19 protein-coding genes are annotated in these 25,655 nt (G+C 68.8%); 5 read left to right on the forward strand and 14 right to left on the reverse strand.

The annotated features are described in order from the left end of the window. Positions 1–63: 63 nt before the first annotated feature. From M8A51_RS19420 to creB, 6 genes are all read right to left on the reverse strand, one after another. Entirely contained in the window at positions 64–1,353 is a 1,290-nt protein-coding gene (locus M8A51_RS19420) for a biosynthetic peptidoglycan transglycosylase (protein ID WP_251780184.1), read from the reverse strand. Then, positions 1,350–1,883, reverse strand: a complete 534-nt coding sequence (locus M8A51_RS19425; protein ID WP_251780185.1) for a hypothetical protein — start codon at positions 1,881–1,883, stop codon at positions 1,350–1,352. Before M8A51_RS19425 ends, M8A51_RS19420 begins: the two co-directional genes overlap by 4 nt. Next, positions 1,876–2,736 (reverse strand): exosortase Q, encoded by an 861-nt coding sequence (gene xrtQ / locus M8A51_RS19430; RefSeq protein WP_251780186.1) that lies wholly within the window; start codon positions 2,734–2,736, stop codon positions 1,876–1,878. Before xrtQ ends, M8A51_RS19425 begins: the two co-directional genes overlap by 8 nt. 19 nt (positions 2,737–2,755) lie before the next feature. After that, on the reverse strand, positions 2,756–4,822 hold the full coding sequence (locus M8A51_RS19435; protein WP_251780187.1) for a VIT and vWA domain-containing protein: 2,067 nt from the start codon (positions 4,820–4,822) through the stop codon (positions 2,756–2,758). Between the two features lie 165 nt (positions 4,823–4,987). After that, positions 4,988–6,421 (reverse strand): two-component system sensor histidine kinase CreC, encoded by a 1,434-nt coding sequence (creC, locus tag M8A51_RS19440; RefSeq protein WP_251780188.1) that lies wholly within the window; start codon positions 6,419–6,421, stop codon positions 4,988–4,990. Positions 6,422–6,438: 17 nt separating this feature from the next. Further along, a complete protein-coding gene (creB, locus tag M8A51_RS19445; protein WP_251780189.1) occupies positions 6,439–7,155 on the reverse strand; it encodes a two-component system response regulator CreB in 717 nt (238 codons plus the stop codon). Between the two features lie 43 nt (positions 7,156–7,198). Here creB and hemE point away from each other — a divergent pair, with 43 nt between their 5' ends. From hemE to M8A51_RS19460, 3 genes are all read left to right on the forward strand, one after another. Continuing rightward, positions 7,199–8,287: a uroporphyrinogen decarboxylase gene (hemE, locus tag M8A51_RS19450; RefSeq protein ID WP_251780190.1), complete on the forward strand. Its 1,089-nt coding sequence runs from the start codon at positions 7,199–7,201 to the stop codon at positions 8,285–8,287. A gap of 466 nt (positions 8,288–8,753) precedes the next feature. Next, positions 8,754–10,784, forward strand: coding sequence for a primosomal protein N' (locus tag M8A51_RS19455; protein WP_251780191.1), 2,031 nt, complete (start codon positions 8,754–8,756; stop codon positions 10,782–10,784). Between the two features lie 92 nt (positions 10,785–10,876). Further along, positions 10,877–12,115: a hypothetical protein gene (locus tag M8A51_RS19460; RefSeq protein ID WP_251780192.1), complete on the forward strand. Its 1,239-nt coding sequence runs from the start codon at positions 10,877–10,879 to the stop codon at positions 12,113–12,115. 37 nt (positions 12,116–12,152) lie between these two features. Here the strand turns inward: M8A51_RS19460 and M8A51_RS19465 are convergent, their stop codons facing one another. The 8 genes from M8A51_RS19465 to M8A51_RS19500 form a co-directional block, all read right to left on the reverse strand. After that, the gene (locus M8A51_RS19465; protein WP_251780193.1) at positions 12,153–12,590 is read right to left on the reverse strand and encodes a transposase family protein; all 438 of its coding nucleotides are present in this window, start codon (positions 12,588–12,590) and stop codon (positions 12,153–12,155) included. 11 nt (positions 12,591–12,601) lie between these two features. Continuing rightward, positions 12,602–14,308, reverse strand: a complete 1,707-nt coding sequence (gene leuA, locus M8A51_RS19470; protein WP_251780194.1) for a 2-isopropylmalate synthase — start codon at positions 14,306–14,308, stop codon at positions 12,602–12,604. Between the two features lie 499 nt (positions 14,309–14,807). Then, positions 14,808–16,277, reverse strand: coding sequence for a catalase (locus tag M8A51_RS19475; RefSeq protein ID WP_251780195.1), 1,470 nt, complete (start codon positions 16,275–16,277; stop codon positions 14,808–14,810). A 211-nt stretch (positions 16,278–16,488) separates the two neighbouring features. After that, entirely contained in the window at positions 16,489–18,198 is a 1,710-nt protein-coding gene (locus M8A51_RS19480) for a response regulator (protein WP_251780196.1), read from the reverse strand. Continuing rightward, positions 18,195–18,650: a response regulator gene (locus tag M8A51_RS19485; RefSeq protein ID WP_251780197.1), complete on the reverse strand. Its 456-nt coding sequence runs from the start codon at positions 18,648–18,650 to the stop codon at positions 18,195–18,197. The genes M8A51_RS19480 and M8A51_RS19485 overlap by 4 nt, the downstream gene beginning before the upstream one ends. A gap of 109 nt (positions 18,651–18,759) precedes the next feature. Then, complete coding sequence (locus M8A51_RS19490; RefSeq protein WP_251780198.1) at positions 18,760–21,336, reverse strand: ATP-binding protein; 2,577 nt, start codon at positions 21,334–21,336, stop codon at positions 18,760–18,762. Further along, positions 21,336–22,361: an ABC transporter substrate-binding protein gene (locus M8A51_RS19495; protein WP_251780199.1), complete on the reverse strand. Its 1,026-nt coding sequence runs from the start codon at positions 22,359–22,361 to the stop codon at positions 21,336–21,338. The genes M8A51_RS19490 and M8A51_RS19495 overlap by 1 nt, the downstream gene beginning before the upstream one ends. A 45-nt stretch (positions 22,362–22,406) precedes the next feature. Further along, entirely contained in the window at positions 22,407–23,612 is a 1,206-nt protein-coding gene (locus M8A51_RS19500; protein ID WP_251780200.1) for an ATP-binding protein, read from the reverse strand. Between the two features lie 132 nt (positions 23,613–23,744). Here M8A51_RS19500 and M8A51_RS19505 point away from each other — a divergent pair, with 132 nt between their 5' ends. Next, positions 23,745–24,635 carry a LysR family transcriptional regulator gene (locus tag M8A51_RS19505; RefSeq protein WP_251780201.1) on the forward strand — a complete coding sequence of 297 codons (891 nt, stop codon included), beginning with the start codon at positions 23,745–23,747 and terminating at the stop codon, positions 24,633–24,635. 110 nt (positions 24,636–24,745) lie between these two features. Then, positions 24,746–25,630, forward strand: a complete 885-nt coding sequence (locus tag M8A51_RS19510; protein ID WP_251780202.1) for an amino acid ABC transporter substrate-binding protein — start codon at positions 24,746–24,748, stop codon at positions 25,628–25,630. The last annotated feature ends 25 nt before the right edge of the window (positions 25,631–25,655 follow it).

Consider the following 25,655-nt stretch of genomic DNA (forward strand, 5'->3'; position numbering starts at 1 on the left):
CCTCGGCCGCGTTCAACAGGCCCCATTGTGCGGGGCCCGGCGGGGCACAGAGGTACCGGGCCGTTACGGCTCGATCGAGGCACCGCTCGCCGGTCGCCAGGCGGGTTGCCATTGCGGCAGGCGCTGCAGCTGGATGCGCCGCACCGCGGGCGGCACGGGCCGCAGCCCGTCGAGCACGAGGGCGACGCGTTTGCGGTCGATCTCGCCGGTGCGTCGCCAGTGTCGCACCTGCGCATCGGGGCTGCGCAGCAGGCTGGCGAGCCACGAGGCCTCGATCGGCGTCAGCTCGGCAGCCGGCTTGCCGAGGTAGCGCTGCGCTGGGGCTTCGCCACCGCAGCGTCCTTCGCCCCACGGCGCGAGCGACAGGTACAGCTGCAGGATGCGGGCCTTGCCGAGGGTGCGCTCCATCTCCACCGCATAGAGCAACTCGCGCAGCTTGCGCACATGGGTGCGGTCGTCGCCGGTGTAGACCAGCTTGGCGAGCTGCTGCGTCAACGTGCTGGCACCCCGCGTCGGCGCGTCGTCGCGCTGGTTGCGCTGCCAGGCGGCGTTGATCTCGGCAAGGTCGTAGCCGCCATGCTCGTGAAAGCGCTGGTCTTCCGCCGACAGCACGGCCAACGGCAACCAGCGACCCCAGCCCGCAGCGCCCTTCGGCGCGGCGCAGGCGCGCGGCGCACCGGCGCCGACCAGTGCTTCGGTGCCCAGCCCGTGGACCTGGAAGCCCTCGACCTGCGGGCGCAACTGCCAGGCGCCGGATGGCAGGCTGGTGCGCAGCTGCACGCTGGCCTCGCCTTCGATACGGGCCTGCTGCAGCTCGGGAATGTCGGTGCCGAACAAGGCGTAGTAGGACGCGATCGGTGCACGCTGCAGGTGAACCTGCAACGCCAGCGCACTGCCGCTCAACTGCCCGCGCCAGGCGCCGCGAACGGCCTGCTCGTCGCGGCCCAGGGCCAGCGTGCCGCGAAACTCGCTCTGGCCGTTGCGCTTGATCGTCCACGCAGCGCGGGGCAGGCTCACCGCCGTCTCACCGAGCGCCGGCAGCTTCAGCACGCACGGCTCGCAACGGCCGTACAAGGTCTGGCCGTCGCTGTACGCCTGCCACTGCACCACGCCGGCAGACGTGCGCAGCCGGCGCCCGTCCAGCAGCCACATGCCGAGCGGGTGCGTGCCGGCGCGGATCAGCGCGGGCACGCTCAAGCTCCGCTCGAACGGCCCGAGCCGGACGGTCGTCGACCATTCGTCAGGGCCGGCGGCCACGGTCCGCAGCATCAGCAGCAGCCCGGCCGCGGCAACGACGACGAAGGTCAGCGCGGCGACCCCCAAGCCGATGAGCCACTTTTTCGCACGGTTCATAGCGGTCTCGCGATCGTGATGGCCTGCCACGGGCCGGTGGAATGCCCGAGCGCGGCAGCCCAGAACCAGCCGGAGGTGTCGGTGTGGGCCAGGCCTTGCGCGTCGACGATGCGCTCGCAGACCCGCACCCTTTGGCCGTTGCGCTCGGCCACGAAACAGCGCCACAACCGTTGCTCGCCGTCGCGTTCCAGCCGCGCATCCGTCACCTCGTAGCCCAGGCCGCGGTAGCAGTCCGCAGCCGGGTGCAGCATGCGCGTCGCGGCACGCACCTCACGCACCACCAGCACGTTCTCACCGTCGGTCAGGCGCACGATGTGGCCGGGAAAGCGCTGCGCAAAGCGTTCTTCGACATCGCTGAGGCTCATCGGCCGCAACGGGCGGCCATTCCATTCGCGCGGCCATTCCGGCGACGAGGTGGTGGACGGTGCCGCCGCGGGGGCTGCGCCCCACCATGGCAGCAGCGCGCTCAGCACGAGCACCGCGGCCCACAGCAGCTTGCATTCGAGTCGATGACGAGGCGACTCAGCCATGGCGAGCGCTTCCTTTGAACATCACGGCCGCGACGGCGCCGCACACCAGCGTCAGCATGGCGAGGCCCACCGCTTCGTGTGCCCAGCCGGGGATGCCGTGCCACCGGGCTTCCATCAACACCAGCAGCGTGTTGCGCACGGCGTTGCCGAGCAGCACCAGCACGCCGACCCATGGCAGCTGGCTCAGCGTGCGGGCGTCGCGCGAGCCTGCCACCCAGGCCATCGCGCAGGCGGTGAAGTACGCCAGCCAGGCCATCTGCACGCCCGAGCAGGGCGCATCGACGATGACCCACTGGCCGTCGACCTGCATCGCGCTGCCGCTGCGTTCCGCGGCGACGCCGCCCAGCTGCAGTGCCCAGGTGCTCAATTGCGCAGTCAGCACGCGCAAGGGGTAGCCGGCATAGAACTGCAGCGACGAGACGACCGGCAGGGCCAGCACCGACAGGCCGGCGAGCGGCAGCACCGGCATGCCGGGCGGCAGCAGCGCGGCGACCGCGCAGGCCAGCGCGATTGCTGCGATCAGCGCACCGACCAGCGGCGGGGCGACCAGGTGCGCTGCGGTAGCTGCGGCGGTGGCGAGCAGGGCGCCCGCCAGGGCCCACGGCGCCGGTGCGGCGTGCATCTGCGGCGCCGCGCGCCAGATCGCCAGCAGCAGCACGCCGAGCGCGGCGAGCCCGAGCGGGTCGTCCGAGCCGTCGGCGACCCGCGCCGCGGCCCAGCGCCAGTGGGGCCACAGCGCGGCGGCCTGTGCGAGCAGCCAGACCCAGGGCGGCAGGCGGTCGAGACGATCGCGCCAGCGGCCGACCCGGGTGGTCGCGACCGGTGCGGGCCAGGACATCGAGGCGGAGGTCATCGCAAGGCTCCGGCGCATGTCATTCGCTGCGGTGGCGTTGCGCGGCGCGGCGGCGTGAGAACGCGGTTGCCGCGACGATGCCCAGCGTCACCAGCAGCGCCAGCCACGCGGCCGGTTCCGGCGTGCTCGGCACCGCAGCGCCGACCGCGAGGTTGCTGACGCCCTGCGGCATCGGGGACGGCTGGTCCACGCTGGCGCTCTGCTCGGGCCGAGGATTGCGCACGATGCGATCGACCGCGATGAAGCTGGTGTACTGCGTCAGCAGGCTGTAGCGCAGGCCGAGCTCGGTGATCGCGGTCTTGAACGTGTCGCCGCCTTCCAGCGCCTCCTGGTCGGACAACTGCGCGATGCGATGGCGTGCCCACAGGTAGCGCAACGCGGCCGAGGTCTGGTCGCTGCGGCCGGCCATCGCGAGTTCCTGACGGTAAGGCCCCTGTGCCGCCTGTCCCTCGACGACCAGGCGAGCGCCGGCGAGTGCATTCGCGTCGCCGCGCCACTTGCCGAACAGCACCACCGGCCGGCCGCCGAGCACGTCGGGCAGTTGCCTGGGTTCGATGTCGTACACGTCGATGCCTTCGAAGCGCGCTTGCACGCGCGTCAGCACCGGTGCTTCGATGATGCGGCGCAGGCGCTCGGCCTGTGCGGCGGCTTCGCCGACCTTGGTGACGATGAAGGCCTCGCCCTGGCCGGCCCGTGCGATGCCTTCGATCAGGTGCCGATTGACCGAGCTGCCGATGCCGAAGGCGAAGACGTTGGCCTGGTTCAGGTTCTTGCGCACCAGCTCGAACACTTCTCGTTCGACCGTCACGTAGCCGTCGGTCACGACGATCACACTGCGCGACAGATCATGGCTGCGCGGCAGCTCGGCGATGCGGCGCAGCGCCGGCACGATCTCGGTGCCGCCACCGCCGCGCACCTCGTCGATGGTGCGCAAAGCCTGGGCGATGTTGGCCGGCGTGGCGGGCACCGACTGTGGTGCGAGCATGCGGTTGCTGCCGGAAAACAGCATGACGTTGAAGGTGTCGCTCGGCCGCAGGTTGCCGATCAGGTGCTGCAGCAGCGTCTTGGCGGTGTCGAGCGGGTAGCCGTGCATGGAGCCCGAGATGTCGACCACGAAGATGTAGTCACGCGGGTTGATCTGCTGCACGGGGATCGCCTTCGGCGGCTCGACCATCGCGAGGAAGAAGTTTTCTTCTGCGCCCTGGAACAGCATCACGCCCGATTCGATGCGGTCACCGGCCAGCCGGTAGTCGAGGATGAAGTCGCGGTCGTTCGCCGGGCCGGCGTTCGGCGAGAGGTTGACCTGCGCGCGCCGTGTGTCGAGCCCGCTGACTTCGATGGCGTGCGAGGTCGAGCGCACCTCTCGCACGGTGATCGGGGCGTCGATGGCGAGTTGCATCTCGAAGCCGTGCGTCGGCGGCTCGTGCGCCTTCAGGTAAGGCGTCGCGACCCACTTCTCGTGGGCGCTTTCCGACGAGGGGCTGTTGTAGCGCGGTCCGACGACGGTCGGGAAGACGAACTGGTAGCGGCCCTCGGTCGGCACCAGCAGTTCGGTGTAGCGCAGTTCCACCGCCACGTCGTCGCCGGGCAGGATGTTGGCCACCTGCATCTGGAACACGTTGGGGCGATGCTGTTCGAGCAACGCCGCCGTCTGGCCGGCCGCCTTGGCCGCCTGGTATTCGATGCGGGCCTGCTGCTTCTCGCGGATGCTGGCCGTCAGCAGCCGCTCGCCGAGCCGCACGTTCATCGCGTAGACGGCCGACTGGGTCGAGCCGGGGAAGACGTAGCGTGCTTCGAGGGCGCGCTGGCCCTCGTTGCGATAGTGCTGCGTGACGGTGACGTCGGCGATCACGCCGGTGATGCGCACGTCGACCCGTGTCGACTTGAGCGGCAGGCGGTCGGTGGCCGGGTCGTCGCTGGCGACGTGGAAGTAAGGGCTCTCGGCCTTCGTTGCCTCCGAGTCGTCGGCGCGGGCGGGGTTCCAGGCCGTCAGTGCGAGCGTCGAGACGATCGCGATGAACAGGACGGTCCAGAGGTCCCAGCCGCGGGCGTTTCCCTCAGCGTGAGTGGGCTTGTTGTCTTGCACGGAGGCTCCTTCTGCGGGTCGCCGGTGGGGCGACGATGGGCGGAAGGATCGGTCGTGAGTACGAAGCGCGTTCGAAGCTGGTTGGCGGGTTTTGTGAAGTTCGGGTGAAGGGCGCGCGCGCGGCACCTACTGCCGACCCGTTCGCACCCCGGCTGCGCCCGAGTGCTACCGTGCCACCGGCAGCGACAACGTCGCCACGGCACCCTGCTCAGGCCCGTTGTGCAGAGCAGCCCGCCCGTCATGCAGCCCGGCCACTTCCTTGACGAACGCCAAGCCCAAGCCGGTGCTCTTCTTGCGACTGTGCGGCCGCGCCAGCGAATAGAACTTCTCGAACACCCGCCCCTCGGCGTAGGCCGGTATGCCGGGTCCCTGGTCCGTGACGACGACGTCGACGTGCCGGCCATGCCGCGTCAGACCGAGCCGCACCGTCTGCCCGGCGGACGAGAAGTCGATGGCGTTGTCGACCAGATTGGTGACGGCGCGCCGCAGCAGGAAGGCATCGCCTTCCACCGTCACGTCTGGCAGAGCGGCATCCAACACCACGGCCACCTGCCGCGGCGCTGCGATGCCTTGCGCGCTCTCTGCGATTTCCTGCACCAGGGGGCGCAGCGCCACGGGCGCGACATGGTCGAGCCGTCGGCGCGTTTCCAGTGAGGCCAGCTCGAGCATGCGATCGACCAGTTCCTGGATGCGCTGCGTTTCGCGCGTGATGTTGCCCAGAAAACGCTGCCGGTCGGCTTCGGGCATCGGCTCCTGCAGCAGTTCGGACGCACCGCGGATCGCCGACAGCGGGCTTTTCACCTCGTGCGTCAGTGTCTGCACGTAGTCGGCCACGTAGTTGCGCCCGGCGATGGCGTCGCGCATTTCGTCGTAGGCGGCGGCCAGCATGCCGGCCGCCCGGCGCGCCAGGCGCAGCGGGTTGAAGCCACGCTGGGAGCGCACGTAGCGCACGTAGTCGGCGATCAGCCCCAACGGCCGCACCAGCCACACTGACAGGATGACCGCGAGCAGCAGCACGGCCGCCACCGACGTGAGCCCGACCAGCAGTGTCTTGCGCCGCGCGACCTCGATGAACTGCCCGAAGCTCAGCACCGGCTTGCCCACCGTGACGACGCCGACGATCTCGTTGCGCAGCCGGATCGGCGCCGCGACGTACATCACCGCGGTGCGGTGGTTGCCGGCGATGTCGGGTGTGGTGCGGGCGCCGTAGCGGCCTTCGAGCGTCAGCTTCACGTCGCGCAGGTGCAGGAAGTTGGCGTTCTCGTTGCGGCCGGTGGAGTCGTACAGCACGCGGCCGTGGCGATCGGTCACGTAGACGCGCAGCTCGACGCGGCTCTTGATGAAGCCGTAGATGTCGGCCTCGAAGCGCTTGGCGTAGAGCGACTGGAACAGCGGCGCCAGACCGGCGACGTCGAGCGTGCCGTCCTGCTCGGACTGCTCGACCAGCGTCGCGAGCAGATGCGCGGTCTCGACCAGCGATTCCTCGGCCGACTCGCGGTAGCGCGGATCGATGTCTTCGAGCAGCCGCAGCATCAGCACGCCGACGCCGAGCGCGTAGACGAGCAGGATGCCGATGAAGATGCGGTTGCGCTTGGTCACCGGGAAGGCCGACGGCGCTACAGCGTGGCCGGCAGGTCCTCGGCCAGGGCGTAGCCGGTGCCGCGGTGGGTGCGGATCGGGTCGAGTTGCGGCGCCACGGCCTTGAGCTTGGCGCGCAGGGTCTTGACGTGCGCGTCGACGGTGCGGTCCAGGCTTTCGCCGGGGTCGTCCCAGACCCTCTCGAGCAGCACGTCGCGGGTGTACACGTGGCCGGGTCGCGAGACCAGCGTCTTCAGCAGGCCGTATTCATAGCGTGACAGCTCCAGCACCTGCCCGTAGTAGCGGATCTGCCGGCGGCCCTCGTCGACCTGGAAGGGCGCCGGCGCGGCCGCTGCATCGGTGGCCGCGCGTTCCTGGCGGCCGGCACGGCGCAGGATGGTGCGCACGCGGGCGACCAGCTCGCGCGGCGAGAAAGGCTTGGCGACGTAGTCGTCGGCACCGAGCTCGAGGCCGACCACGCGGTCGATCTCGTCGCTGCGGGCGGTCAGGAAGACGATCGGCAGGTCCCACTGCTCGCGCACGCGCTTGAAGATCTCGAAGCCGTTGTGGTCGGGCAGCCCGACGTCGAGCAGCATCAGCGCCGGCAGCGGCGGCTGGCGCAGCTGTTCGAGTGCGGCAGCGCCGGTGGCGCACCACACCGGCTCGAAGCCGTCGGTGCGCAGCGCATACGCGAGGGTGTCGGCGATGCCGGGCTCGTCTTCGACGATCAGGATGCGGGGTTTGGCGGGCAGCATGATTCGAGCCGGATGATACGGCCCTGCCGGCGATAATCCACCGATGTTTGCCCCCCTCCAGAACGACTGCTTCCTGCGGGCGCTGATGCGCCAGCCGACCGACCACACGCCCGTGTGGCTGATGCGCCAGGCCGGCCGCTACCTGCCCGAATACAACGCCACCCGCGCCCGGGCCGGCAGCTTCATGGGCCTGGCGACGAATCCCGATTTCGCGACCGAGGTCACGCTGCAGCCGCTGCAGCGCTATGCGCTCGATGCCGCCATCCTGTTCAGCGACATCCTGACGGTGCCCGACGCGATGGGCCTGGGCCTGAGCTTCGCGGCCGGCGAGGGCCCGCGCTTCGCGACCCCGGTGCGCGACGAGCAGGCGGTCGCGAAGCTCGCGGTGCCCGACATGGCGAAGCTGCAGTACGTGTTCGACGCCGTGGCCAGCATCCGTCGCGCGCTGAACGGCCGCGTGCCGCTGATCGGCTTCTCGGGCAGCCCGTGGACGCTGGCCTGCTACATGGTCGAAGGCAGCGGCTCCGACGACTACCGGCTGGTCAAGACCATGCTCTACCAGCGCCCCGACCTGATGCATCGAATCCTGCAGGTCAATGCAGACGCGGTCGCCGCTTACCTGAACGCGCAGATCGAGGCCGGCGCGCAGGCCGTGATGATCTTCGATTCCTGGGGCGGCGTGCTGGCCGACGGCGCGTTCCAGAAGTTCAGTCTGGCCTACACGCAGCGGGTGCTGCAGCAACTGAAGAAGGCCCATGCCGGCCAGCACATCCCCCGCATCGTCTTCACCAAGGGCGGCGGGCTGTGGCTGGAGGCGATCGCGGCGCTCGATACCGACGCGGTGGGCGTGGACTGGACCGTCAACCTCGGGCAGGCGCGTGCGCGGGTGGGTGAGCGCGTGGCGCTGCAGGGCAACCTGGATCCGGCGGTGCTGTTCGCGTCGCCCGAGCAGATCCGTGCGGAGGTCGCGCGCACCCTGGAGAGCTTCGGTCCGTCGCTCAACGCGGACGGCTCGCACGCTGGCCATGTGTTCAACCTGGGACACGGCATCAGCCAGTTCACGCCGCCGGACCGCGTCAGCGTGCTGGTGGACGCCGTGCACGAATATTCGCGCGGCATGCGGGCACGGTGAGTGCTTCGCCACCCCGCGTTTCGGGGGCGGCGCCACGCGGAGAACAGGCATGAAAACCTCCTGCTACCAAGTCCGAACAGACCTTGCAGCAACTGGGGTTAACCCGAAAAATTTGGCGTTGACGCTTGACTTATCCCCAAAACGGGCGATGTGACTTTCGACACGACGTTTTGCGGCGGCACAGCATGGGTTTTTGTGAAGTGTGTGCTAAGTCCTTGATTTACTTAGGTATGAAGGATTGCCTTGTGCGGCGTCAAACCAGCGCAAGTGCCCGTCCCACAAGCAGTTAGCGCGCGTTTGCGCAGGTTGCCCACAAAGTTTTCCACAGGATCCGTGGATAGCTTTAAAAGCCGTTTTGAATCAAGCGCTTACGGGCCATTCTTGAGGGACTGGGAGAAATGACAGGGCTAACCGGACCGGGCGCACCAAGTCGTTTCGTGCGGGACGCGCACGAGAAGGGCCCGGCGTGGTAACGGTCGCAGTCGTCGTCGACACACCGCAGCACAGCACCGTGCGCGGCGCCCTGAGCTACGACGCGCAGGTGCCGCTGCCTGCCGGCTCGCTGGTCCAGGTGCCACTCGGGCGGCGCACGGTGTGCGGGATCGTGTGGCCGCAGGGCCCGCAGCCCGAGCCGGGTGTCGAGTTGAAGCCGGTCGGCGAGGTGTTGACGCAGTTGCCGCCCTTGCCGGCGGCCTGGTGCGCGCTGGTCGAGTTCGCGGCCGGGTACTACCAGCGCAGCGTCGGTGAGGTCGCGCATGCGGCGTTGCCGGCCGATCTGCGCAAGCTCGCCGACAAGCAGCTCGCGCTGCGGTTGAAGAAGCTCGCGAAGCTGCAGCCTGCCGGAGGCACCGCGCCAGCGCTGCCGACCCTCACGGCCGAACAGGACGCGGCGCTGGCCGGGCTGACGGGTGACGCCGCGCAGGTGGCCCTGCTGCACGGCAGCACCGGCAGCGGCAAGACCGAGGTCTACCTGCGCGCCGTGGCGCGGGCGCTCGATGCCGGCCGCCAGGCCATGGTGCTGGTGCCGGAGATCAATCTGACGCCGCAGCTCGAGGCGCGTTTTTCCGAGCGCTTTCCCGACCGCGTGATCGTTTCGCTGCACAGCGGTCTGACACCGGCACAGCGGCTGAGGCACTGGCTGGCCGCGCACCTGGGCCGCGCCGACATCGTGCTGGGCACGCGCATGGCGGTGTTCGCCTCGCTGCCGCGGCTGGGGCTGGTCGTCGTCGACGAGGAGCATGACCCGTCGTACAAGAGCCAGGAAGGCGCCCGCTACTCGGCACGCGACCTGGCGGTCTACCGCGGCAAGCTGGAAGGCGCGACCGTGTTGCTCGGCTCGGCGACCCCGTCGCTGGAAAGCTGGCACCAGGCCGAGCGCGGGCGTTACCTGAAGCTGGCGATGCCGACACGCGTCGGCGGAGGCGTCTTGCCGCGCGTGCGCTTCGTCGACATGAACCATGTCCCGAAAGACGTTGCGCACAGCCACGCGTTGTCGCCGCCGCTGCTCGACGCGCTGCAGCGACGTGTCGCGCAGGGCGAGCAGAGCCTGGTGCTGCTGAACCGCCGCGGTTACGCGCCGGTGCTGCAATGCCTGGAGTGCGCGTGGAAGAGCGGCTGCCCGCATTGCAGTGCGTGGCGGGTGTTCCACCGCGTCGACCGCACGCTGCGTTGCCACCACTGCGGTTACACCGAGCGCGTGCCGTCCGCCTGCCCGGAATGCGGCAACCCGGACATCCAGCCGGTCGGCCGCGGCACCGAGCGGCTGGAGGAGCAACTCGCCGTCAGCCTGCCCGGTGCGCGCGTCGCGCGCATCGATGCCGACACGACCCGGTTGAAGGGCACGCTGGAGGCCCAGCTCGCCAGCGTGCATGCCGGCGAGGTCGACGTCCTGGTCGGCACGCAGATGGTCGCCAAGGGGCATGACTTTCGCCGCGTGACGCTGGTCGCGGCGGTGAATCCCGATGCGGCGCTGTTCAGCAGCGACTTCCGTGCCGGTGAACGGCTGTTTGCCTTGCTGATGCAGGCAGCGGGCCGCGCCGGCCGCGACGCCGGGCAGGCCGAGCGCAGCGTGATGCTGGTCCAGACCTGGCATCCGACGCATCCGCTCTATGCGGCATTGCGGGCGCACGACTACGACGCGTTTGCCGCCGACACCTTGAAGGAGCGTGAGATGGCGGGCCTGCCGCCACACGCGCATCTCGCGCTGCTGCGCGCCGAGGCCCGTACGCAAGAGGCTGCGCAGGCCTGGCTGGCGGCGGCCAGCAGCACGGCCGACGAGATCGGCGCATCGGCCGCGGGCGTGACGCTCTATCCGCCGGTGCCGATGAGCGTGGCCCGAGTGGCCAACATCGAGCGCGCCCAGATGCTGGTCGAGTCCGGATCGCGGCCGGCGCTGCAGCGCTTCCTGTCGCAGTGGCTGCCGCAACTGCACGCACTGCGCGGCGAGCACAAGGCGCTGGTGCGCTGGGCGGTGGACATCGACCCGTTGGCGATCTGAAGCGTCCTCACGCTGTCCATCCCCACCCTGTTGGCTTGGATGCCGCCGCCTTCCGGGGTATCGTTGCGCGCCAACGAACCCGGAGGGAAGCCATGTCGACACCATTCAATTTCAGCCCCAGCGGCCCCTACAGCCTGATGCGCATCGGCGAGGCCTGGCGCAACCGCCCGGGCCTGCTGACGCTGTTGTGCACGTTCGTCGGCATGGCGGTGCTGTTCGGCATCGGCTTCGCGACCGGCGTGCCGGTGCTGGTGGCGCTGTTCATGCTGGCCGGCTATGTGCTGATGCTGCTGGGCACCGTGACCGCCGGCCACCAGTTCATGGACCAGGCGCAGGGCCGGCCGATCACGCCGACGCTGCCGGCCTTCACCGCCAGCCCGATGGTGGTGCTGCGCATGCTGGGGCTGTTGCTGATCCTCGGTGCGGCGCTGCTGGTGTGGTTCCTCGCCGCCGCGGTGCTGCTGTACCTGTGCAAGATCCCTGGCATCGGCGGGCTGCTGTTGATCGTCGTGCTGCCGGTCCTGACCTTCACCGGGGCGCTGCTGTTCCTCGGCCTGTATGTCGCCTGGGCGCTGTCGGCACCGGCGCTGTTCGAAGGGCATTCGCTCAAGCGCGCACTGTCGCAGCTGTGGGCCGTGGCCTCGCAGCGGCCCCTCGAAGCCTTTTTGCACCTGGTGCTGTTGTTCCTGGTGGTGGGCTTCGTCGCGATGCTGGTGGGCGGCTTCGTCGGCATGGGCTTCATGGCCAGCGCGGGTCTGTCGGCTTCGATCCTGGACGGCATGCCGTTCGGCGGCATGGGTTCGATGATGAACGGCATGGACGGCTACGGCGCAGTCGGTCCGTCGGTCAGCGTGATGTACGGCGGCATGATCGGCGCAGGCATCGTCTGGGCCGTGGTGGGCGCCGTGTTCGGTGCGTTGATGCTCTACGGGCTGTGCCTGACCTACCTGAAGCTGACCAGCGGCTTGAACGTCGAGGCAGCCGAAGCGGCCTTGGACACGGCGCTTGCGAAGACCCGCGAGAAGGCGCAGCAGGCGGCCGACGAAGCCCGCCGGCGTGCACAGGAGGTGCAGGAGGCGGCACGCCAGCGCGCCGAGCAGGCACGCAAGGCGGAGCCGTCCGCCACGACGGCACCTGCGGCCGCCGCCGCGCCGGCCCCTGCACCCCCCTCGGCTCCGGCCGCTGAGGAGCGCACGGTCATCATGCCGTCGCCTGCCGCACCGGCGGCGCCGGTGACGGGCAATGCGGCGCAGCTCGCCTGCCCGTCATGCCACTCGCCGATCTCGCCCAACGACGTGTTCTGCGGCAGCTGCGGGCACAAGCTGAAGTAGCGCCAGCAGTTCCGGGCGGGCAACCGTCCCCAGACGCCTAGCTCAGCACGGCGACACGCCCCCGGGCCGCGCTCAGCACGCCGCGCACCGTCTTTTCGTCGATGCCGGCCTCGCGCGCCAGCTGCGCCGCCGGCCGTACGGCCGATTCGCGCACCAGCCAGTCGATCAGCCGCTGCGTCATGCGGCGGCGAGATTGCACGCCCGCCATCGACGGTGTTGCCGTCTGCCCGCACGCGGCACAGCGCCAGCGTGTCAACTGGACACTGAGCCAGGTCGGGCGACCGTCGTGCGGCAGGTCGCGCAGCTGGCGCGTCAGCAGGCCGTGTCGCGACATGCGCGCCGCCGGACCGCAGCGCTCGCAGTGCGGCGCACGGACTTCGGCGCGAGCCGCGATGCGGCGGTCGGGGCCGATGTCGTGCACCGCATCGATGACGACCTCTATTTCGCGCCAACGCGCCCACGGGGCAGCTTCCATCGTGGTGCTCATCATGCGGCTGCCGGTCGTCGTGCCCACTGCGCGAAGGCGGCGTCCACTGCCTGCGGCTCGCGGGCGTGCCAGCGGTTGACGCCACTGACCAGGGCCAGGATCGACGCGCTCAGGATGCTGGTGTGCAGGCCGACACCGAAGGCGCTGCCGGCGATGCCGGGCCAGGCCAGCTCGACAAAGGCCACGGCTTGCGCATCGGAGCCGCCCTGCAATGCGCGCTCCTCGTAGCTGTCGATGCGCACAGGCAGCCCCAGCGCATGCACGGCCGCGTCCAGCGGGCCGTTGCCGCTGCCGTGCAGTTGCATGCGCCGGCCCGTCGCCTCCACCGTGAGCTGGATCTCGACACGGCCGTCGCGTTCGTGGCTTTCATGCGAGACATAGCGCAATGGCGGGCGCGATGCCAGGTATTCGTCGTCGAACAACTGCCACAGCGAGCGGGCGCTCAACTCGCTGCCGCTGGCGTCGGCCACGCGCTGCACCGCGGCGCTGAACTCGACCTGCAAGCGGCGCGGCATCACCAGGCCGTAGCCCGACTCGAGCAGGTAGGCAATGCCGCCCTTGCCCGACTGGCTGTTGATGCGCACGATCGAGTCATAGGTGCGCCCCACGTCGGCCGGGTCGATCGGCAGATAGGGCACCTCCCACACGGCATCCGGCCGTTGTGCGGCCATGCCCTTCCTGATGGCGTCCTGGTGGGAGCCGGAGAAGGCCGTGAACACGAGGTCGCCGACATAGGGGTGGCGCGGGTGGATCGGCAGCTGCATGCAGTCTTCCACCGTGCGCGCCACCTCGTTGATCTGCGAGAAGTCGAGGCCCGGGGGGACGCCCTGGCTGTACAGATTGAGTGCCAACGTGACCAGGTCGACGTTGCCGGTGCGCTCGCCGTTGCCGAACAGGCAACCCTCGACGCGGTCGGCGCCGGCCATCACCGCCAGTTCGGCCGCAGCCACAGCGGTGCCACGGTCGTTGTGGGGGTGCACGCTGAGCACCAGGCTGTCGCGCCGCCGCAAGCGGCGATGCATCCATTCGATCTGGTCGGCATAGAGATTGGGCGTGCTCATCTCCACCGTGGCCGGCAGGTTGACGATGGCCCGGTGTTCCGGCGTCGGCTGCCACACGTCCATGACGGCGTCGACCACCTCGCAGGCGAAGTCGAGCTCGGTGCCGCTGAACACTTCGGGGCTGTACTGGAAGGTCCAGTGCGTGCCGGGCTGTTGAGCGGCCAGGTCACGCACCAGGGTTGCGCTGCGCACGGCCAGTTCGCGCACCTCGTCGCGGCCCATGTCGAAGACGATGCGACGGAAGGCCGGTGCCGTGGCGTTGTACAGGTGCACGATGGCGCGCGGCGCGCCGCGCAGCGATTCGAAGGTGCGACGGATCAGGTCTTCGCGCGCCTGCGTCAGCACCTCGATGGTCACGTCCTCCGGGATGCGGTCCTCCTCGATCAGCCGGCGCACGAAGTCGAAATCCGTCTGCGACGCTGACGGGAACGCCACCTCGATCTGCTTGAAGCCGACGCGACACAGCATCTCGAACATGCGCAGCTTGGCAGGGCCGTCCATCGGCTCGAACAGCGCCTGGTTGCCGTCGCGCAGGTCGGTGCTCATCCAGATCGGCGGCTGCGTGATCGTGCGGCTCGGCCAGGTGCGGTCGGCCAGCGCGACGGGGGGAAAGGCACGGTACTTCGAGGACGGGTGGCTCAACATACTGAAGCTTTCGGTGGTGAAAAAGGAAGACGCAAAACGACCAGGGCCAGCTCGGAGGCTGGCCCTGGGTCGGGGGAAGATTCGGGGGAGGGGATCAGCGGCGCGTGAGGCGCGGCTTCCAAGACCCGAGGCGGCCCAGTCCAGCCAGCAATGAAGTGGCTAGCGCTAGTAGCAGCAGGGTCTTGGTGGAGGTCATGGCGGCAGTGTTGGCGAACGAGGCGGGCATTGTCAATCGGTCCACGCGAAAGTCCGGGCGCGACGGCAGGACAAGGGGCGCCCGGCGCCCAAAAAAGGGGCCCGCGAAACGACGCCGGGCCCCAAGGCGACAAGCGGTGTATCAGGCGGCCGAGACCCAGCGCGCGATCTCGTGCATCAGCGCGATCCAGCCGGTGGCGAAGACCGCCATGCCGGCCTTCCGGCGCCAGTCGTCCAGGCTTGCGGTTCTGATGCGGCTCATCTCGGTTCTCCTTTTTTCCAGGCGGCCTCGGCCGCCGTCGGCTTACTGCACGTCGGGCGCGGTCACGCCCAGCTTGCGCGCGATGGCGTCGCCGTAGTGCGGGTCGGCCTTGGCGAAATGCACCAGCTGGCGCTGGATGATGTCCAGCGGCACCCCCCGCATTGCGCCGGCGATGTTGCTCGTCAGGCGATCGCGCTCGTCTTCCTTCAGCACCCGGAACAGGTTGCCGGCCTGGGTGTACGGATCGCCGTCCACCGTGTGGTCGTAGCGGTCGGCGTCGCCGCTGACCTTCAGCGGCGGCTCCTTGTAGGCCGGGGCCTGCTTGGGAGCCGAGGCAAAGCGGTTCGGCTCGTAGTTCGGGCCCGAGCCGCCGTTGCCGTCGAAGCGCATCGCACCGTCGCGCTGGTAGGTGTGGTACGGGCACTGCGGCTTGTTGACCGGAACCTGCTGGTAGTTGGTACCGACGCGATACAGATGGGCATCGTGGTACGCGAAGATGCGGCCCTGCAGCATCTTGTCGGGCGAAAAGCCGATGCCCGGCACCACGTTGGCCGGCGAGAACGCCGCCTGCTCCACTTCGGCGAAGTAGTTCTCGGGGTTGCGGTTCAGCTCCAGCACCCCGACCTCGATCAGCGGGTAGTCCTTGTAAGGCCACACCTTGGTCAGGTCGAACGGGTTCCAGCCGGTCTTCTTCGACCAGCTCTCGGCCTCGACTTCGGGCATCACCTGCACGCACAGGCGCCACCTGGGGAATTCCTTGCTGTCGATCGCGTCGAACAGATCGCGCTGCGCATAGTCAGGGTCCTCGCCTGCCAGGCGCACCGCGTCGGCGACGCTCAGGTTCTTGATGCCCTGCATCGAGCGGAAGTGGAACTTGACCCAGAAGCGCTCGCCGACGGCATTCACGAAGCTGAAGGTGTGGCTGCCGAAGCCGTGCATGTGGCGATAGCCATCGGGCGTGCCGCGGTCGGAGAACAGCGTCGTGATCTGGTGCAGGGCCTCGGGAGACTGGCTCCAGAAGTCCCACATCATCGTCGGCGACTTCAGGTTGGTCTGCGGGTCGCGCTTTTGCGTGTGGATGAAGTCGGGGAACTTGCTTGGGTCCTTGATGAAAAAGACGGGCGTGTTGTTGCCGGCCAGGTCCCAGTTGCCTTCTTCGGTGTAGAACTTGACGGCGAAGCCCCGCGGGTCGCGCTCGGTATCGGCCGAGCCCTTCTCGCCGCCGACCGTCGAGAAGCGCAGGAACACCGGCGTCTGTTTGCCGACGGTGTGGAACAGGGCGGCACAGCTGTACTGGGTGATGTCGTTCGTGACGGTGAAGGTGCCGTAGGCCGCCGAACCTTTCGCATGAACGACACGCTCGGGCACACGCTCGCGGTTGAAGTGCTGCAGCTTTTCGATCAGGTGGAAGTCCTGCAGCAGCACCGGGCCGCGCGGCCCGGCGGTCAGCGAGTTCTGGTTGTCGGCGACGGGGATGCCGGAGGCAGTGGTGAGGGTGGTGCGGTGGCTCATGGTCGGCTCCTGGACGGTCAAAGGGCTTCAGCCAGGGCGGCCATCAGTTCGAGGACGAGTTCGTACATGGGCGGCTCCTTTGGCTATCGGGCAACGAATAGGTATTGCTCAATGCTATGGAGAGTACGCGCCCGATCAATTTCGAGGAAATTGATCCTCGAAAAATCGGCAATAGTCGAAAGTTATTGAGCAGGCGGTGCCGCCCGCGGCCTCACGGCGGCGACCAAGCCGGGGCGAGCAAGCCGGACAGGCAGGGCAGCAGATGATCCAGGTTCACCGGCTTGGCCAGCACCGCATTCGCGCCGGCCGCCAGCGTGCTGTCGCTCACGTCGGGCGCGGTGCTGGACGACAGCGCGACGATCGGTACTTCACGCAGGCTGGGCATCGCCCGCAGGCGGCGCACGACACCCAGGCCACCGAGGTCGGACATCGTGGTGTCGAGCATGATCAGGTCCGGCAGGATGGCGGGCGCCAGGGCCAAGCCATCGTAGCCGCCTGCGGCGTGGAACACCTCGAAGCCGAGCGGGCCGAGCAGGGTGGCGAGCTGCAGCCGGCTGGGCAGCGCGTCGTCCATGACCAGCACCTTGTGCCGCCGGCCCGCGTCGAGCAGGGGGGCGGCACCCTCCTCGGCAGAGATGCCGTTGCGCAGTTCAAACCAGAACGTATTGCCTTCCCCGAGCCGGCTGTGCACGTGGATGTCACTCCCCATCAACTGCACGAACTGTCGGCAGATGGCCAGTCCCAGGCCGGTGCCGCGGCTGCGCAGGTGGGCGTCGCCGACCTGCTCGAAGGGACGGAACAGGTGGTGGATCTGTTCTTCGCTGATACCGATGCCGGTGTCCGAGACCTCGAAGCGCAACTGGGCCGGACCGGTGCGTGCGACGCGCAAGGCAACCTGTCCACGTTCCGTGAACTTCACGGCGTTGTCCAGCAGGTTCAGCAGCACCTGGCGCAGGCGGCGCTCGTCGGCGTGGATGCGCAGCGGCAGGCCGGGCGTGCAGTCGCAGACGAAGCTCAAGCCCGGTTTCTGCTCGGCCTTCACGCGGATCAGGCTCGCGATGACACCGAGGAATCTGGGCAGCTCGACGTCGGTGGGCATCAGCTCCAGCTTGCCGGCCTCGATCTTGGCCGAGTCGAGGATGTCGTTGATCAGCGTCAGCAGATGCTCGCCGCTCTCGCGGATCGCGTTGATGCCGACGGCCTGCCGGGCCGTCAGCGTCTGGTCGCATTGCAGCAGTTGGGCGAAACCCAGGATGCCGCTGAGCGGCGTGCGCAGGTCATGGCTCATGTTGGCCAGGAAGACGCTCTTGGCCTTGTTGGCGACCTCGGCCTTCTCCTTGGCCGCCACCAGTTCGGCCGTGCGCTCGCGCACCACGTCCTCCAACTGGTCGCGGTGGCGTCTCAGCGCCTCTTCGGCCTGCGTGCGCACCGTGATTTCGGCGTGCAGCGCCTCGACTGCGCGCGCCAGTTCGGCGGTGCGCTCGGCCACGCGCACCTCCAGCTCGGCATGCGCCCGCCGCAGCGCCTCCTCGGCCTGGCTGCGGCCCATCGCGTAGCGGATCGTGCGTGCCAGCAGCCGGCTGTCCACGGCCCCCTTGACCAGGTAGTCCTGGGCGCCGAGTTGCAGCGCCTGCAGCGCGACGTCTTCGTCGGTGAGGCCGCTCAACACCACCAGCGGCGGTACGCGCGGCACCAGCGACAGCAGCCGCTGCACCGTCTCCAGCCCGGTGCTGCCGGGCAGGCCCAGGTCGAGCAGCACGACGTCGGCCGGCTGTCGGCGCAGGCTTGCGGCGCCGTCCTCCAGCAGCACCACCCAGCTCAGCAGGCAGCGCGGCCCGGGGGCCTGCGCCAGCATCACCTCGATCAGCCGGGCGTCGGCCGGGTTGTCCTCGATCAGCAGCACCGTGATCGGATCGTTCATGACCCGCTCCTGGGCGGCAGCGTGACGACCGACAGCCAGAATTCTTCTATCGTCTGCACGATGCGCATGAACTGTTCGAAGTCGACCGGCTTGGTGACGTAGCAGTTGGCATTCAGGTGGTAGGCACGGATCACGTCCTCCTCGGCTTGCGAGGTGGTCAGGATCACGACGGGTATGGTCTTCAGGGACGGGTCGGACTTGATGGTCTCGAGCACCTCGCGGCCATCCTTCTTGGGCAGGTTCAGGTCGAGCAGGATCAGGTCCGGTCGGGGCGCCTGCTGGTAAGGCGCGCGGCGATAGAGGAAGTCGAGCGCCGCGACGCCGTCCTCGGCCACGTGCAGCTCGTTGCGCACCTTGCCTTCCTTGAACGCCTCGCGTGTCAGACGCACGTCGCCGGGGTTGTCTTCGACCATCAGGATCTCGATGGCCCGGGGCGGTGTTCTGCTCGACATGTACGCCTCCCTCACGGCTGGATGCGTCGCCCCACTATAGCCATCCGGTACTCTGCCGGGACACCTGATTTCCCGGGGGGTTGGGGGCGGGAGTGCCAGGCGGGCACATTCAGGCCTCGCCGCGGAAGCCCTTGACCCAGTCCAGGATGGCGCGAGACTGGAAGTGCGCCGCCAGCTGGCGCAGCCGCTGGGCGAACGGCCGATATGCCGCGTCCAGGGTTTCGATGCGGTCGGCGTGGGCGCGGATGCTGCGCATGTTGCCGATCTGGGCCAGCCGATACAGCGCCTCGAGCTCGTCGGGGGGAGGGGGCGTGATCGCCTGCGGCGTCGCATGAGCTGCCGTCGGCCCGTCGGCGGGCCGCCAGGTCAGCCCCAGCAGCGAACCGATCTCGTGCAGCAGGCGGGTGAGGTCGATGGGCTTGGGCAGGAAGGCGTCGGCACCGGCCGCCAGGCTGTTGAGGCGGTCCGCCGGCGAGGCGCGCGCGGAGACGATGATCACGGGGATCTGCTCGCAACCCGGTGTGCGGCGCAGCACCTGGGTGGCTTGCAGTCCGTCCATGTCCGGCATCACGTTGTCCATCAGCACCAGGTCGGGGTGCACGGCCTGCGCCTGCTCAACGGCGGCGCGACCGTCGGCGGCCTCGCAGATCTCGAAGCCCAGCGGCTGCAGCAGGTCAAGCAGCATCGCCCGGTTGCCGGGAGTGTCGTCGACCACCAGCACCCGCTTGCGCGCGCCGACGTAGCCGACGTACGGCAGGGCCGCAGGCGGTGCTTGCGGGCTGCCGGTCGCCGGCCGCAGCTCGAGCGCAAAGCGGAAGCGGCTGCCTGCGCCCACGGCACTGTCGAGTTCGATGCTGCCCCCCATCATGTGTACCAGCTGGCGGCTGATCGCCAGGCCCAGGCCGGTCCCCTGCGGGCGCTGCTCGGGCGCGCCCGCCTGCTCGAAAGGCAGGAAGATGCGCTCGCGGTCTTCCTGGGGAACACCGGCGCCGGTGTCGGCCACCTCGAAGCACATGCGTTGCGGCGGCTCGAAGTGCACGCGCAGCCGGACGCTGCCGCGGTCGGTGAACTTCACGGCGTTGTCGAGCAGGTTGAGCAGCACCTGGCGCAGTCGCCGCTCATCGGCCATCACGGTATGCGGGATGTCGGAGGCGGCCTCGTAAGCGAACTCCAGGCCCTTCTGCTCGGCCTTGATGCGCATCATGTCGGCCAGCGACCGCAACAGGCGCGGCAGCGCCACCTCGGCGTGCTGCAACTCGAGCTTGTCCGCCTCGATCTTGGCGAGGTCGAGCACGTCGTTGATCAGCGTCAGCAGATGCTCGCCGCTGGTGCGGATGGTGCGCACCCGGTCGCGCTGAGCGGAGTCGAGCGCCGTGTCGTTCTCCAGGATCTGCGCAAAGCCCAGCACCGCGTTCAGCGGCGTGCGCAGTTCGTGACTCATGTTCGCCAGGAAGGCGCTCTTCGTGCGGTTAGCGACCTCGGCACGTTCCTTGGCGGCCTGCAGTTCGGCCGTGCGTGCCTGCACCAGCTCCTCCAGATGGTCGCGGTGGCGGCGCAGCTCTTCCTGGGCATCGTGCCGCTCGGTGATCTCGGTGCCGAACCCCTCCAGATACTGCAGCCGACCGGCATCGTCGCGCACCTCGCGCAGACTGACGGCCATCCAGATCGGCCGGCCGTCGCGGCGCAGCAGGTTGAGTTCGTGCGCGATCACGGCATGACGCTGGCGCAGCTGTGCCAGCAGCGCGTCGCGGTCGCCCGGCTCGACGTACAGCGACGCGACGTTGGGCACGTGCTCGAGCAGCTGCTGCGGCGAGTCGTAGCCGAGCATGCGCGCGTATGCGGGGTTGGCGCTCAGCAGGCTGCCGTCAGGGCCGACGCGCCAGATGCCTTCAAGCGCGTTGGCGTAGATGCCGCGGTAGTTCTCTTCGCTGCGCCGCAGGTCCGCGAGCGTGCACTGCAACTGCTCCGCCATCTGGTTGAACTTGACGGCCAGCACGCCGATCTCGTCGCGCGTGCCGACCCGCACGCGACTGTCCAGGTCGCCCGACGCGATGCGCTCCGCCGCCTGCGCCAGTTCGGCCACCGGTGCCGCGATGCCGCGCGCGAGCGACACCGCGGCGGCTGTGGCGGTGAGCGCCAGCAGCCCGCCCGCCGCAGCCAGCTGCAGCAGGATGTCCGACAGGATGGCCTGCTGCCGCCCGACGGCGGCCTGCAGGCGGTCCTGCGTCTGTTGCCACGCGTCCTGCTGCGCCGCTCGTGCGTCGCGCAGCGCGGCGTAGATGGCGATCAGGCTTTCGTTGCGCCCGCTCACGCCGGGTTCGCCGGGATGGCCGAGCGTGGCGGCCTCGCGGGCGATGGCGGCAAGCGCGCGGTTCAAGTCGCTGCCGGGCTCCAGCACCGCGATGTCGGCGCGCAAACCGTCGAGCCGATGCTGCACCGCCTGGCGACTTTCGTGCGACTCCAGCGTGGCCAGGCGTTCGATGTCCGCCTCCAGCGACGAGAAGTCCACGCGCATCGCCTGCAGGCGGCCCAGCCGCTCACTGAGTGGCGGCACCTCGGCCGACGCCGCCCCCACCTGCACCAGTTGATAGAAGCTGGTGCCCATGGCCAGGAACACCAGCGACACCACCAGGGCGAAGCCGAACAGGATCTTGCGTTGTACCGACGACCCGATCGCGCGCAGCATCAGCGGGTGCCCCGGTGCACGATGCCTGCGTTCTTGAGCATCGACGGGGCGAACGCGACACCCAGCCGATCGGCGAGTTCGAGGTTCAGGCCCAGCACCGCGCGCTGGTTCTCGGCCACGGGGATGTCGGCAGGGCGAGCGCCCCGGAGGATCTTCAGCGCCACGCCCGCCGCGTGCTCGCCCTGTTCCTCGGGGACCTTGCCCATCGTGACGAGCACCAGCGGTGTCATGTAGCCGTCCACGTAGCCGGTGGGGATGCGGGTGTTCCGCAGCATGAAGTCGCGTGCGGCGGCTTCGTCCCAGTCCTCGATGCCGGCGTAATTGCCGGTCAGGAGCATGTCGGCCCGGCCTTGCAGTTCGACGAAGGCCCGACGGAACGCCTCGAAGCTGCGCACCAGCCGGACCTGCATGCGGCCCTGGAAAAAACGTTCGTTGTAGATGGCGACCACCTTGGCCTGCGTTTGCGTGTCGCCGCTCAGGTAGGCCACCCGGTCGCCTTTGGCGTGCTCGCGCAGCGCGCGCACCAGCGGCGGCACCAGGTCGACCTCGATCATGCCGGTGACGTTCGGCGCCGGAAAGCCGTAGGCGCCTGCGTCCCAGTTGACGCCGGCGAACACCACCGGCAGCGTGCCGCCCCGGTAGAAAGGGGCCGCCAGGTACCGGGCCGCGGCGTCGTCGGTGACGATCAGCACGTCGGGCTTGAAGGACTCGACCGCGGCCTTGGCGCGCGCGGCCGCTTCGCGCGCATACGGCTCGCCGGCGCGGCGCGCGGTGTCCATGCGCTCGATGCGCAGTTCGACGCCGGAGCCCTGCAAGGTGGCGGCGATGCCGCGACCGATGCCGTCGTTCCAGGCGTTGCCTTCATGGTAGGAGTCGACCCACAGGATCTTCTTGCCGGCCAGCTCGGCGCGAGCCGGCTCGACCCTCGGCGCGGCCGGCGGCTGGCAGCCCTGCAGCACGGCCAGGCCGAGCGCGGTCGCGGCAAGCCGTGCTGCGGCGCGCTTGCGAAATGACAACAGACGCATGGCAGGTCTCCTCGGACCATGCGGGCCGGCCCTGCCGGCTCCGCTTCATATCGTCCCTGGTGATGTTCTCGGGCCCTCGTCGATGCCGGCGGCGGGCTCCATCGGCAGCGTGAAGTGGAAGGTGGAGCCGGTGCAGCCGTCGGAGTCGACCCAGATGCTTCCGCCATGCCGCTCGACGATCCGCTTGCACAGCGCCAGGCCGATGCCGGTGCCCGAGTATTCGGTGCGGCCGTGCAGCCGCTGGAACAGCACGAAGATCCGCTTGAAGTATTCCGGCGCGATGCCGATGCCGTTGTCGCGCACCCGGAAATGCCAGTCGGCGCCGCTTGCGCATGCGCCGACGTGCACTTGCGGGGGCGTCGCACGCCGGTACTTGATGGCATTGCCGAGCAGGTTCTGGAACAACTGCACCAGTTGCACCCTGTCTGCCGTCACCGTCGGCAGCATGTCGTGCGTGAGCTCTGCGCCGCTTTCTTCCACGGCCAGGCCCAGGTTGTCGATGGCCGCGGCGAGTGCGGCGTTGCAGTCGGTCGGCTCGAACGGCCGCGCCTTCGTGCCCACGCGTGAATAGGCGAGCAGATCGTTGATGAGCGCCTGCATGCGCTTGGCGCCGTCGACCGCGTAGCCGATGAATTCGTCCGCGTCCGGGTCGAGCCGGCCCCGATAGCGCTGGGCGACCAGCTGCAGGTAGCTCGCCACCATGCGCAGCGGCTCCTGCATGTCGTGCGATGCCACATAGGCCAGCTGCTCGAGTTCGGCGTTGGAGCGCTGCAACGCCTCCTGCACGCGTTCGCGCGCGGCGATTTCCCGCTGCAGCGAGGCATTCTGCTCGGCCAGTCGCCCGTGCAGGTCGCGCAGCGCGAGGTGTGTGCGCACTCGGGCCAGCAACTCGGCCCCGTCGATCGGCTTGATGACGTAGTCGACGGCGCCGGCGGCAAAGCCGGTGAGCTTGTCGTCGGTGCCTGCCAGGGCGGTCATGAAAATCACAGGGATGTCGCGCGTGCCGGACATCGCCTTCAGGCGCCGGCAGGCCTCGAAGCCGTCGGCTCCCGGCATCACGACGTCCAGCAGGATCAGGTCGGGCCGCACGAAATCTGCCCGCTCGACCGCCTCGTCGCCCGTCTGCGCGACCACGACGCCATACCCATGCTGCTCGAGATGGCCGGTCAGCACGCCGAGGTTGGCCGGCATGTCGTCGACGATGAGGATGGTCTTGCCGGCGGCGCCGGCAGTGGCGGCGTTCGTGTCCATTCCGGCCCTCGTCCTGCCTGCTTTCAGTGTAGGAACTTTGCCGCGCGACGGGCATGGGGCTTTACCAGGGGCTGCGTTGCAACTCGCGGTCGTGTTGCAATGCAGCCGGACGGCAAGGGAAGGAACGGCGGGTTGAAGCTCAAGCACATCGAAGTCCTGCACGCGATCATGGTGGCCGGCACGCTGAGCGGGGCGGCGCGCCTGCTGAACGTGTCGCAGCCGGCCGTCACGCAGACGCTGCAGCATGCCGAGCTGCAGCTCGGCTACCTGCTGTTCAAGCGCGTGCGCAACCGCCTGGTGCCCACGCAGGAGGCGCTGGCGCTGTACAGCGAGGTCGACAAGCTGTTCGGCCAGCTGCAGTCGGTGCGGACGCTGGCGGCCAACCTCAGGGACCCCGCCGAGCACGAGCTGCGCATCCTGATTCCGCCGTCGTTGTCGTCGCACCTGCTGCCGCTGGCTCTCAAGCGCTTTCGACGCAAGTACCCTGCGGTGGCCCTGAACATCCGCACGCTGCATTCGCGCGACATCGCGCTGGCGATCGCGTTGCGCGAAGGCGACGTCGGCGTCGTGTACGGCACCCATCCGCACCCTTCGGTGGAAGAAACACCCGTGGCGACAGGGCACCTCGTCTGCCTGTCGCCCGATGCACCAAAAGGGCGCAAGACGGTCGAGCTGTCGGAGCTGTCGGGCAAGCCGCTGATCCGCATCCACCCGCAGGACCCGATCGGTTTCGTGATCAACGACATGGTTCACCGGCTCGGCATCGAATTCGTCGGCGGCATCACGGTGCAGACCTACCAGACCGCGTTGTCGCTCGCGGAGCATGGCTTCGGCCCTGCGCTCGTCGACCTCTTCACGGTGGCCGGACGCCGCAGTGACACGCTGGCGATACTGCGCGTCGAGCCTGCGGTGCCGGTGCAGCTGAACGCCCTGTGGCCCCAAGCCGGTGCCGAGCTGAGCGCCTCGCGCTACCTGATCGAGTGCATCCGGCAGGTCGCGCAAGCCATTGTCGATGCCCGCTGACGGCAAGGCATAAGGCTGGCTTATAGACGCGCCCCGCTTTCATATTGGCGCGGCGCGCGCTCAATCCGTACAGTGCCCCTCATCCGTTGTCATCCTTCGAGGGGTTCATCATGGGTCTGCGTTCTACCTTCATCGCCGTGGCGGCCGCGCTGGCGTGTTCCGTTGCCGGCGCCCAGTCCGGCACCCTGGAGCGCATCGCGCAAACGGGCGCCATCAAGGTGGGGCACCGTGAGAGTTCGGTGCCGTTCAGCTACCTCGACGGCAGCAAGCCGATCGGGTTCGCAATGGACCTGTGCGCGCGCATCGTCGAAGCGGCAAAAACGCAGCTGAAGCGGCCCGACCTCAAGGTCGAGTACCAGCCGGTCACGTCGCAGAACCGCATTCCGCTGATTCAGAACGGCACGGTCGACATCGAGTGCGGATCGACCACCAACAACACCAACCGGCGCGAGCAGGTCGAGTTCGGCATCAACCATTTCTACACGGGCACGCGCCTGCTGACGCGCAAGAGCTCTGGCATCCAGAGCATCGACGACCTGAAGGGCAAGACGCTGGTGTCGACCACCGGCACGACCAACATCGCACTGCTGCGCAAGCATCTCTTCGAGCAGAAGATCGACGCGCAGCTCGTTCCCGCGAAGGACCACGCCGACTCGATGCTCTACGTCGAGTCCGGACGTGCAGCCGCCTTCGGGATGGACGACATCCTGCTCTACGGCCTGATGGCCAACGCCCGCAACCCGCAGGACTGGGCCGTGGTCGGCGAAGCCCTCCAGGTGGAGCCCTACGCGATCATGCTGCGCCGCGACGATCCGGGCTTCAAGAAACTGGTCGACGACACGCTGCGCAGCGTGATCAAATCGGGCGAGTTCGAGGCCCTGTACAAGAAGTGGTTCCAGTCGCCCATCCCGCCCAGGGGCACGAACCTCAATGTGCCGATGAGCGCCGAGCTGCGCAAGCACCTGGGTGCACCGACGGACCGCCCGGCGTTGTGAACCGGCACCGGGACCCGGACGTGAC

Source organism: Caldimonas mangrovi (assembly GCF_023721835.1).
In the GTDB taxonomy this organism is placed as follows: domain Bacteria; phylum Pseudomonadota; class Gammaproteobacteria; order Burkholderiales; family Burkholderiaceae_C; genus Caldimonas; species Caldimonas mangrovi.

Excerpts from the sequence above, each read along its gene's own strand:
- M8A51_RS19425 (WP_251780185.1), bottom strand. The coding sequence starts at position 1,883 with ATGGCTGAGTCGCCTCGTCATCGACTCGAATGCAAGCTGCTGTGGGCC.
- M8A51_RS19480 (WP_251780196.1), bottom strand. The coding sequence starts at position 18,198 with ATGAACGATCCGATCACGGTGCTGCTGATCGAGGACAACCCGGCCGAC.
- M8A51_RS19460 (WP_251780192.1), top strand. The coding sequence starts at position 10,877 with ATGTCGACACCATTCAATTTCAGCCCCAGCGGCCCCTACAGCCTGATG.
- M8A51_RS19510 (WP_251780202.1), top strand. The coding sequence starts at position 24,746 with ATGGGTCTGCGTTCTACCTTCATCGCCGTGGCGGCCGCGCTGGCGTGT.
- hemE (WP_251780190.1), top strand. The coding sequence starts at position 7,199 with ATGTTTGCCCCCCTCCAGAACGACTGCTTCCTGCGGGCGCTGATGCGC.
- M8A51_RS19465 (WP_251780193.1), bottom strand. The coding sequence starts at position 12,590 with ATGGAAGCTGCCCCGTGGGCGCGTTGGCGCGAAATAGAGGTCGTCATC.
- creB (WP_251780189.1), bottom strand. The coding sequence starts at position 7,155 with ATGCTGCCCGCCAAACCCCGCATCCTGATCGTCGAAGACGAGCCCGGC.
- M8A51_RS19485 (WP_251780197.1), bottom strand. The coding sequence starts at position 18,650 with ATGTCGAGCAGAACACCGCCCCGGGCCATCGAGATCCTGATGGTCGAA.
- leuA (WP_251780194.1), bottom strand. The coding sequence starts at position 14,308 with ATGTTGAGCCACCCGTCCTCGAAGTACCGTGCCTTTCCCCCCGTCGCG.
- M8A51_RS19475 (WP_251780195.1), bottom strand. The coding sequence starts at position 16,277 with ATGAGCCACCGCACCACCCTCACCACTGCCTCCGGCATCCCCGTCGCC.
- xrtQ (WP_251780186.1), bottom strand. The coding sequence starts at position 2,736 with ATGACCTCCGCCTCGATGTCCTGGCCCGCACCGGTCGCGACCACCCGG.
- M8A51_RS19490 (WP_251780198.1), bottom strand. The coding sequence starts at position 21,336 with ATGCTGCGCGCGATCGGGTCGTCGGTACAACGCAAGATCCTGTTCGGC.
- M8A51_RS19420 (WP_251780184.1), bottom strand. The coding sequence starts at position 1,353 with ATGAACCGTGCGAAAAAGTGGCTCATCGGCTTGGGGGTCGCCGCGCTG.
- M8A51_RS19495 (WP_251780199.1), bottom strand. The coding sequence starts at position 22,361 with ATGCGTCTGTTGTCATTTCGCAAGCGCGCCGCAGCACGGCTTGCCGCG.
- M8A51_RS19500 (WP_251780200.1), bottom strand. The coding sequence starts at position 23,612 with ATGGACACGAACGCCGCCACTGCCGGCGCCGCCGGCAAGACCATCCTC.